The sequence below is a fragment of the Elstera cyanobacteriorum genome (assembly GCF_002251735.1).
Classification (GTDB): Bacteria; Pseudomonadota; Alphaproteobacteria; order Elsterales; family Elsteraceae; genus Elstera; species Elstera cyanobacteriorum.
Map to the genome: position 1 here is coordinate 26,840 of NZ_NOXS01000016.1, position 9,341 is coordinate 36,180.

The window sequence follows — 9,341 nt, forward strand, 5'->3', positions numbered from 1 at the left end:
ACCCCTTGACCAACTATCCCCCCAAGAAGAAAACCGCCGCGCCCTTTCCGACGCGCGAGCAAGTGCTTGAGTTTCTAAAAGATAATCCCGACGCAGGCCGCCGCCAGATAGCCCGCGCCTTCGGCATTACCGGCGATGAGCGGCTGGAACTGAAAATCCTGCTGAAGCAGATGGACCGCGACGGCCAATTGGAAGGCGGCCCGCGCCGGGTGGAACCCCTACCCTCCGTCGCCGTCATCCAAATCCGTTCCGTTACGCTCGATGGCGAACCGATTGCCGAGCCGGTGGGCTGGAGCCGCGACGAGGCCCCACCGAAAATCTTCATCGCCGACAACGGCAAAATCGGCGTCGTCGGCCTCGGCGACCGGCTGCTGGCGAAATTGGAACGCCAGGGGCGCGACTATTTGGCCCTGCCGATCCGCCGCCTGACGTTCACCCCGCAAACCGTGGTCGGCGTGTTTGAGAAAACCCCGACCGGCGGCTTCATCAAACCGTCGGACAAGCGCGACCGCGACGAATACCGCGTTTCCCGCGCCGATGTCGGCGATGCGAAATCCGGCGAACTCGTGAAGGCCGAACTGGTGCCCCAGCGCGGCACGGCGGAAAAGCGGGTGAAAATCGTCGAGCGCATGGGCATTTTCGGCGAACCGCGCACCTTCAGCCTCGCCACCATCGCCGCCTCCGGCATCCCGCTGGATCAGCCGGAGGATGCCGCGAAGGAAGCCGCCGCCGCGACGCCGGAAGAGCTGGGCGACCGCGCCGACCTGCGCGCTGTGCCGCTGGTGACCATCGATGGCAGCGATGCGCGCGATTTCGACGATGCGGTTTTCGCCGAACCCGATAGCGACCCGGACAATCAAGGCGGTTGGCACCTGCTGGTCGCGATTGCCGATGTGGCCCATTATGTGCTGCCCGGCTCCGCCCTCGATAAATCGGCGCAGGATCGCGGCAATTCGGTCTATTTCCCCGACCGCGTTGTCCCGATGCTGCCGGAAGAACTATCGAACGACCTCTGCTCCCTCCGTCCGAACGAGGACCGCGCCTGTATGGCGGTCCATATTTGGATCGATGCCAAAGGCCGGAAACTGTCGCACCGCTTCGTGCGCGGGTTGATGCGGTCCAAAGCGCGCCTGACCTACGAGCAAGTGCAGGCCGCCGTCGATGGGCACGCAGAAGAGCTAACCGCCCCCTTGCTGGAACCGGTGATCCAGCCGCTCTATGGCGCCTTCCGGGCACTGCTGAAGGCGCGCGACGAACGCGGCACGCTTGATCTCGATATTCCCGAACGGGTGGTCTCCGTCGACCGGGAAACCGGGGCGGTGCTGGGGATCAATACGCGCCTGCGGCTGGATAGCCACAAGCTGATCGAAGAATTCATGGTGCTGGCCAATGTCTGCGCCGCCGAAAGCCTGGAAGGGGCGCTACAACCCTGCGTCTATCGCATCCACGATCAACCCGCGATGGAAAAGCTGACGGCGCTGCGCGACTTCTTAAAGTCGCTCGATCTCGTGCTGGCCAAGGGCCAAGTGCTGACGCCGAAGCATTTTTCCGCTCTGCTCGATAAGGCTGCGGGCACGCCCTATGCCCAAATGGTTAGCCAGATGGTGCTGCGCAGCCAGGCCCAGGCCTGCTATTCGACCGAAAATATCGGTCACTTCGGCCTTGCCCTGCGGCGCTACGCCCATTTCACGTCCCCCATCCGCCGTTATGCCGACCTTTTGGTGCATCGCGCGTTGATCCGGGGGCTGCATTTGCCCGGGCGCGGCGCCTTGCCGGAAGGCCAGGATGCCGAGAGCATCGAGAAAATCTGCGATCACATCACCATGACCGAACGGCGCGCCGCCGCCGCCGAGCGGGAGGTGCAGGACCGCTATACCGCCGCGTATCTGACGGGTCGTCAGGGCGAAATGTTCCCGGGTCGCATCACCGGCGTTACGCGCTTCGGCCTGTTCGTGCAATTGCAGGAAACCGGGGCCGATGGGCTAATCCCCATCCGCACCCTGCCATCCGATTTTTATCACCACGACGAAAAGGCCCACGCCCTTGTCGGCGACCGTAACGGGCGTATCTTCCGGTTGGGAGATATTCTAACCGTTCAACTGGTCGAAGCCGATCTGGTAACGGGTGGCGTGGTTCTTGCGTTAGTTGAGGGCGAGGAGACGAGCGGTGGGCAGTTGATGCCGACCAGCGGCACGCGCCGCGCCGCCAAAGCCCGCCCGGAACGCCGGGGTGGGACGATGGAAAAGCGGAAGAAGCCGCGCCGTTAGTCTGTTAGGGTGAGCGGGAAATAATATTTCTGCACTCTTCTGACGAATTGACGGAGGGCAGAATACCGGAGGCAAACAGCATGACCGAACAGTACGGCGCCGATATCGCTGTAGAAACCCGCCGCTCCGCCGTCAGTGCGATGCGCAAGGGCGCCCTGCGCTGCTGCCCGAACTGCGGCGAACGCACGCTGTTTACCGCCTACGTCAAGACGGCGCCGAGCTGCACCGCCTGCGGGACGGATTTCTCTCAGTATCGCGCCGACGACGGTCCGGCCTATTTCACGATCTTCCTGGTCGGCCATATCGTCATTCCGCTGATGCTATGGCTGGAACAGGCGCGAACCCCAGAAATCTGGGTGCATATGGCCCTGTGGTTGCCGCTCACGGTCCTGCTCAGCCTCGCCTTTCTGCCGCTCATCAAGGGCGCCGTGGTTGGGCTGCAATGGGCCTTTGACGTGAAGAGCGACGAACAAAAGTAACGGAAGGCCGCGCGGGTTGGTGCGCGGACAGTAGCTGGTGCGACGGACGATGACGATTTTCGGTTCTGGGACTTTACGGCTGGTTCTGGCCTCCTCGCTGGCCCTGGTCAGCGCGTGTTCCGCCGACACGCCCCCGGCGGCCGCACCGGTGGCGACACCGGCGGCAGGTTCGAGCTTCCTGGGGTCACTGACGTCGACCAACTGGTTTGGCTCAAGCAGCACCGGCGTCAAACTTCTGTCGGAAAACGTCAGCGCCCCCATTCCGGCCCGCGAGATGGAAGACGTGCTGGCCTTCGTCTATCGGGGCATCAGCAGCAATTATGTTGACCGCTCCAGCCTGCGCCCAGTGGTGGTCGCGGGCCTATCGGGCCTGTCGCGGCTCGATCCGAAAGTAACCGTGCAAGATCAGGGCAGCAACCTGCGGCTGGTCTATGATGGCAAACCCATCGCCCAACTCGACCCGCCCGCCAGTACCGAAAGCCCAAGCGGTTGGAGCCGGGTGGCCGCCACCGGCGCCGCCCTAGCCGAATCCGTCTCCCCCGCTCTGCGCGGGACGGCGACCGACGATATTCTGAATGCGCTGCTGAACCCGGCGCTGCAAAACCTTGATCCCTATACCCGCTACCTCACGCCGACCCAGGCCAAACTGGAACAAGCGGGACGGCGCGGTTTTGGTGGGGTTGGCGTGACGCTGGATCCCGAACAGATCGGTATGATCCGCGCGGTTCTCGACGATACGCCCGCCGCCCGGGCCGGTCTGGCCGCCGGCGACCGGATCCTGTCGGTCGGTGACACCCGGGTGGAAGCCCTGCCGCAGCAGCAGTTGATCGCCTTGCTGCGTGGCGACATCGGCTCCACCGTCGCCCTGACGGTTCAACGCGGGGCGGACGCGCCATTTACCCGCACCCTGACCCGGCAGAAATTGTTTCAGACAACCGTGCGCGGTCAGCGCGACGGCGATGGCATCGTGACCATAAAGCTGTCGGGCTTTAACGAGGGCACGCTGGACGAGTTTAAGACCGAGGTGAAGAAATATACCGGGGCCGGGCCGACGAAGGGCCTGATCCTCGACCTACGCGACAATCCCGGCGGCACCTTCCGCACCGCGCTCGACATTGCCGACCTGTTCCTCGCCGACGGGCCGATGATGACGGCGCGCGACCGGCGCGGCATCGTCAATGAAACCATCGCCACCCCAGGCGATGAAATCGTGCCGATGAAGCTGCCGATGGTGGTGCTAACCAATGGTCAAACCGCCTCCGCCTCCGAAGTGTTGGCCGCCGCGTTGCAGGATCGGGGCCGCGCGGTCGTCGTCGGCTCCGGCTCCTTCGGTAAAGGGCTGGTGCAGACGGTCTATGAGGATTTGCCGAATAAGGGCGAGTTCATCATGACAACGATGCGCCTGCACTCGCCGCTCGGCTATTCCTTGCATAAATACGGCGTCATCCCGACGGTCTGCACCTCGCGCCAGGCCGATACGCCCACTGCGGCTAGCCACGTGACGGCGGAAATCCTAACGCCGGACTTTCACCCGGAAGACGTGCTGTATGCCCGCCGCACGGCTGATCGCAGCACGGAAGCCGCCCGGGAGACCCTGACCGGCCTGTGCCCGCCCTTCACCAAGGCGCGCAGCAACGATATCGACCGGCAGGTTGCCGAAACCCTGGTGCTCGATCCGACGCTCTACGCCCGCGCCCTGCCCGCGCCGACGATTGCTAAGAAAAACTGACGTTTCGCGCTTGCATCGTGGTCGGCGGTCGCTATACTCCGCGCTCCCTTGCGGTCATACCGCCGGGGAACGGCCGTGCCCAGGCAAACGGACAGCCTGGCCGACCGGAACCCAAATCCCCCGAATGGAGGCCCAAATGTCCAAGATGAAGACGAAGAGCGGCGCCAAGAAGCGTTTCCGCTTCACCGCCACGGGCAAGATCAAGTTCGGTGTCGCTGGTAAGCGTCACGGCATGAGCAAGCGCTCCACCAAGTTCATCCGTCAGGCACGCCGGACGGAAGTCATGAGCGAGAGCGATCAACTGCTCGTTCTCAAGTACATGCCGTACAATCGCTAATCGCCCCGGAGATCTGAACAATGGCACGTGTTAAGCGGGGCGTAACGTCGCACGCCCGTCACAAGAAACTTCTCGGTCTGGCCAAGGGCTACCGCGATCGCAATTCCTCGAATTACCGCATTGCGCTGGAAAAGGTCGAAAAGGCCCTGCGTTATGCCTATCGTGACCGTCGCAATAAGAAGCGTACCTTCCGCGCGCTTTGGATCCAGCGTATCAACGCCGGTGTCCGCGAACATGGCATGATCTATTCGCAGTTCATCAACGGGCTGAAGAAGGCGGGCATCACGCTCGACCGCAAAGTCCTGTCGGATATCGCCACCCGCGAGCCGGCGTCGTTTAAGGCCTTGGTCGAAAAGGCCCAGGCTGCTCTGGCCGCTTAAGTCCGGCGTTTTCGCCGACTGCACGGTAAGAGCTGGTATCGGAAGGGCCGTTCCCACCCTGGGGGCGGCCTTTTCTTTTGTCTTTAAAGCCCATTCGCAACGAAGGTGCCCCGATGAGCGATAATCCGTCGCTGGAGGAAAGCCAAGCCAAGGCGCTGGCCGATTTCGACGCCGCCGCCGATCTTGCCGCGCTGGACGCGGCCCGCGTCGCCCATTTGGGCAAAAGCGGGACGGTCGCCGGTCTGATGGCCCGCCTGGGCAAACTGCCACCCGAGGAAAAGCGCGCCTTCGGCCAGTCGGTCAATGGGGTCAAGCAGGTGCTGGAAGCCCGTTTCGCCGAACGGCAGACCGTGCTGAAGGCCAAAGCCCTGGAAGCGCGCCTCGCGTCTGAACGCATCGACATTTCCCTGCCGGTCGAACCGCAACGCGCCGGAAAGATCCATCCAATCAGCCAGACGATTGATGAAATCGTGGCGATCTTTGGGGAAATGGGTTTTTCGGTCGCCGAAGGGCCGGACATCGAGGATGATTTCCATAATTTCACCGCGCTGAACTTCCCCATCGGGCACCCGGCGCGCGAAATGCACGATACTTTCTACCTGCCGGATTCGCCCGAACCGGGGAAGGACGGCAGCCATCGCATGCTGCTGCGCACCCATACGTCCCCCGTGCAGGTGCGCACGATGCTGAGCAAGGCGCCGCCGATCCGCGTAATCATCCCGGGCCGCACCTATCGGTCGGACAGCGACATGACGCACACACCGATGTTCCATCAGGTCGAAGGGCTGGTGATCGACAAGGCGACCCATATGGGCCATTTGCGCGGCTGCCTGACCGATTTCGTCCGCGCCTATTTCGAAGTCGATGACGTGCCGGTGCGCTTCCGCCCCAGCTTCTTCCCCTTCACCGAACCGTCGGCGGAGGTGGATATCGGCTGCCTGCGGCGCGGCGGCGAGCTGAAGATCGGCAATTACGGCGATTGGCTGGAAATCTTGGGCTCCGGCATGGTGCACCCCAACGTCATCCGCGCGTGCGGGCTAGACCCGGATGTCTACCAAGGCTTCGCCTTCGGCATGGGGATCGAGCGGATCGCCATGCTGAAGTACGGCATCCCCGACCTGCGCACCTTCTTTGATGCCGACGTGCGTTGGCTCGATCATTACGGCTTCCCGCCGCTCGATATTCCCTCGCTGATTACGGGGCTTGCGCGATGAAATTCACGCTGTCGTGGCTCAAAGAGCATTTGGACACCCAAGCGTCGCTGACGGAAATCACCGATGCTTTAACCAGCGTCGGGCTGGAGCTTGAAGGGATTACCGACCCGTCCGCCCCCCTTAAGGGCTTCAAGACCGCCCGCATCATCGAAGCCAAGAAGCACCCGAACGCCGATAAGCTGCGCGTCTGCCGCGTCGATACCGGGGCGGGCGAACTGCAAGTCGTCTGCGGTGCGCCCAATGCCCGCGACGGGCTGGTGACGGTGCTGGCGCTTCCCGGCATGACCGTCCCGAACTCTGGCGCATTGCTGAAGAAGGGCGAAATTCGCGGCGAAGCCTCGGAAGGCATGCTCTGTTCCGCGCGGGAGTTGAACCTGTCGGACGAGCATGAGGGCATCATGGAACTGCCCGCCGATGCCGCCTTGGGACAAGAGCTTGGCGATCTGCTCGGCCTGGCCGACCCGGTGATCGAAATCGCCGTCACGCCGAACCGCGCCGATGCCCTGGGCGTGCGCGGCGTTGCCCGCGATTTGGCCGCTAAGGGCCTGGGGACGCTGAAGCCGCGCCCGGTTCCGGCGATTGCAGCGCAGCCGCTGCCCGGCCCGGCCATTCGCCTGGATCTGCCGGAGAATAACCGCGCCTGCCCGGTCTTTTTCGCTCGGGTGATCAAAGGCGTGAAGAATGCCGAAAGCCCGGAGTGGCTGAAGCGCAAGCTGACCGCCGTGGGCCTGCGCCCGATTTCGGCCCTGGTCGATATCACCAATCTGCTGACGCTCGACCTTAACCGCCCGGCGCACGTCTTCGATTTGGGCAAGCTCACGGGTGATCTCACGATCCGCCCGGCGACCGACGGCGAAAGCCTCGCGGCACTGAACGGCAAGACCTATGCCCTGGAAGCGGGCATGACGGTCATCGCCGATGCCAGCGGCGCGGTTTCGCTCGGCGGCATCATCGGCGGCGAAAGCACCGGCTGCGACCTCGACACCACCGATGTGCTGCTGGAAATCGCCTATTTCGATCCGCTCGGCACCGCCCGCACGGGCCGCAAGCTGGGCGTGCTGTCGGACGCGCGCTATCGGTTCGAGCGCGGCATCGATAGCGGCTTCTGCGAAGACGGTCTGGCCTTCGCCACCCAGTTGATCCTCGATCTCTGCGGCGGCACCCCCGGCCCGGTCATCCAAGCGGGCACGGCCCCCGACCGGCACCGGACGCTGACCCTGCGCCCCAGCCGCTGCGCCAGCCTGGGCGGGGTGGAGGTTGCGGCGGATGAGCAGGTGCGCATTCTGACCGCCCTCGGCTTCGGCGTTACTGTCAGCGGCGATACGCTGTCGGTCGTCCCGCCCTCTTGGCGCGACGATATCGAGGGCGAAGCCGATCTGGTCGAAGAAGTCCTGCGCATTCATGGGCTGGACGCCATTCAGCCCGTGTCGATGGCCGTCGAAGGGCTGCCGCCGCTCGCGATCTCTCCGGCGCAAAAGCGGCTGACGCAATTGAAGCGCCTGCTGGCCGGGCGCGGGCTGCTGGAAGCCGTTACCTGGTCCTTCCTCGCCAAGGCTGATGCCGTGGCCTTCGGCGGCGGTCAGGACGAACTTGCGGTGGTGAACCCCATCGCCGCCGATCTCGACCATATGCGCCCCTCGGCTCTGCCGAACCTGCTGGCGGCTGCCGCCCGCAACCGCGCGCGCGGCATCGCCTCCCCCGCGCTGTTCGAAGCCGGGCCGGGCTTCGTTACCGCCCGCCCGGATGGGCAACGCACCATCATCGTCGGCGTCCGCGTCGGCGATCAGCAGGAGCGTAATTGGCGCGGCACGGGCCGCCCGGTCGATGCCTTCGACGCTAAGGCGGACCTGTTCGCCGCCCTACGCCTCCTCGGCCTGAACCCCGATGGGATGCCGCTGTCGCGCGACGCCCCCGCTTGGTTCCATCCGGGCCAATCGGGCAGCGTCAAGCTGGGGCCGAAGCAGGTTCTGGGGCATTTCGGCCTGCTGCACCCGCAGGTGGCGGAGCGCTATGACCTGGATGCGCCGGTGGCGGTGTTCGAACTGCATCTCGACGCCGTACCGCTGCCGAAAGCCAAAGCGGGCCGCGCCCGCCCGATGCTGAAGACCTCGGCCTTCCAGACCGTGCAGCGCGACTTCGCCTTCCTGGTCGATGCCTCGGTCGAAGTTGAAACCCTGCTGCGCGCCGTGCGCACCGCCGATAAGAGCCTGATCACCCAGGTCGCGCTCTTCGACGTCTACGCGGGCAAGGGCGTGCCAGAGGGCAAGAAATCGGTCGCCCTCAGCATCACCCTGACCCCGATGGACCGCACCCTGACCGACGCCGAAATCGAGACGGTGGCAACCGCCGTCACCGCCGCCGTCGCTAAGGCAACCGGAGGAACCCTGAGAAGTTAAGCGTTACGAGGGACTTGATCCCCGGGCCGTTTCCGCTATGGTTACGGCCCGCAGCGGAGGGGTGGCCGAGTGGTTGAAGGCGCACGCCTGGAAAGTGTGTATACGGGAAACCGTATCGTGAGTTCGAATCTCATCCCCTCCGCCAATCGCTTTCCTAAATAATTGATTTTAAAAGAAAAAATCAGGGCGGCAATAAGCCGCCCCACTTTCTGCCCCACTTTGTCCGTCACTATGCCGCTGCCTCGGTTTTCAGGAAATCGTGCTGGCTTACCAGCCCGGTCAGGTAGCCTTGCCCGGCGGGAATTCCAGCGCGGCGGGCGGGCGCAACCGGCGGAATGAGCCTGGGCAAGCGCAAATCCCGAGCGCCCCCCGCGACGACGTATTTGCGTTCAAGACTGCACTAGGGCTGGCGGCGCTTGATCTCCGCCAGCACCGCCTTGAGATTTTCGGTCGCCATGTTCCAATAGGGCGCGCTATCCGTCGGCGAAAAAACCTCCAAGGCGGCGCGAAAGGCCACCACCGCTTCCTCCAACCGCGCC

7 protein-coding genes and 1 tRNA gene are annotated in these 9,341 nt (G+C 64.0%); all 8 read left to right on the forward strand.

Annotation, left to right across the window (positions count from 1 at the left end; translation table 11 throughout):
• Positions 1–5: 5 nt before the first annotated feature.
• On the forward strand, positions 6–2,267 hold the full coding sequence (gene rnr / locus CHR90_RS00780) for a ribonuclease R (RefSeq protein WP_094406735.1): 2,262 nt from the start codon (positions 6–8) through the stop codon (positions 2,265–2,267).
• Between the two features lie 80 nt (positions 2,268–2,347).
• Positions 2,348–2,746 carry a DUF983 domain-containing protein gene (locus CHR90_RS00785; protein WP_094406737.1) on the forward strand — a complete coding sequence of 133 codons (399 nt, stop codon included), beginning with the start codon at positions 2,348–2,350 and terminating at the stop codon, positions 2,744–2,746.
• 49 nt (positions 2,747–2,795) lie between these two features.
• Positions 2,796–4,475: a S41 family peptidase gene (locus tag CHR90_RS00790; RefSeq protein WP_094406739.1), complete on the forward strand. Its 1,680-nt coding sequence runs from the start codon at positions 2,796–2,798 to the stop codon at positions 4,473–4,475.
• A gap of 136 nt (positions 4,476–4,611) precedes the next feature.
• Positions 4,612–4,812 (forward strand): 50S ribosomal protein L35, encoded by a 201-nt coding sequence (gene rpmI, locus CHR90_RS00795; RefSeq protein WP_094406755.1) that lies wholly within the window; start codon positions 4,612–4,614, stop codon positions 4,810–4,812.
• Between the two features lie 20 nt (positions 4,813–4,832).
• Entirely contained in the window at positions 4,833–5,192 is a 360-nt protein-coding gene (gene rplT, locus CHR90_RS00800) for a 50S ribosomal protein L20 (RefSeq protein ID WP_094406741.1), read from the forward strand.
• Between the two features lie 113 nt (positions 5,193–5,305).
• Positions 5,306–6,406 carry a phenylalanine--tRNA ligase subunit alpha gene (gene pheS, locus CHR90_RS00805; protein ID WP_094406743.1) on the forward strand — a complete coding sequence of 367 codons (1,101 nt, stop codon included), beginning with the start codon at positions 5,306–5,308 and terminating at the stop codon, positions 6,404–6,406.
• On the forward strand, positions 6,403–8,802 hold the full coding sequence (gene pheT, locus CHR90_RS00810) for a phenylalanine--tRNA ligase subunit beta (protein WP_094406745.1): 2,400 nt from the start codon (positions 6,403–6,405) through the stop codon (positions 8,800–8,802). The genes pheS and pheT overlap by 4 nt, the downstream gene beginning before the upstream one ends.
• Positions 8,803–8,857: 55 nt before the next feature.
• Positions 8,858–8,947: transfer RNA gene (locus tag CHR90_RS00815), tRNA-Ser, on the forward strand.
• Positions 8,948–9,341: the final 394 nt, after the last annotated feature.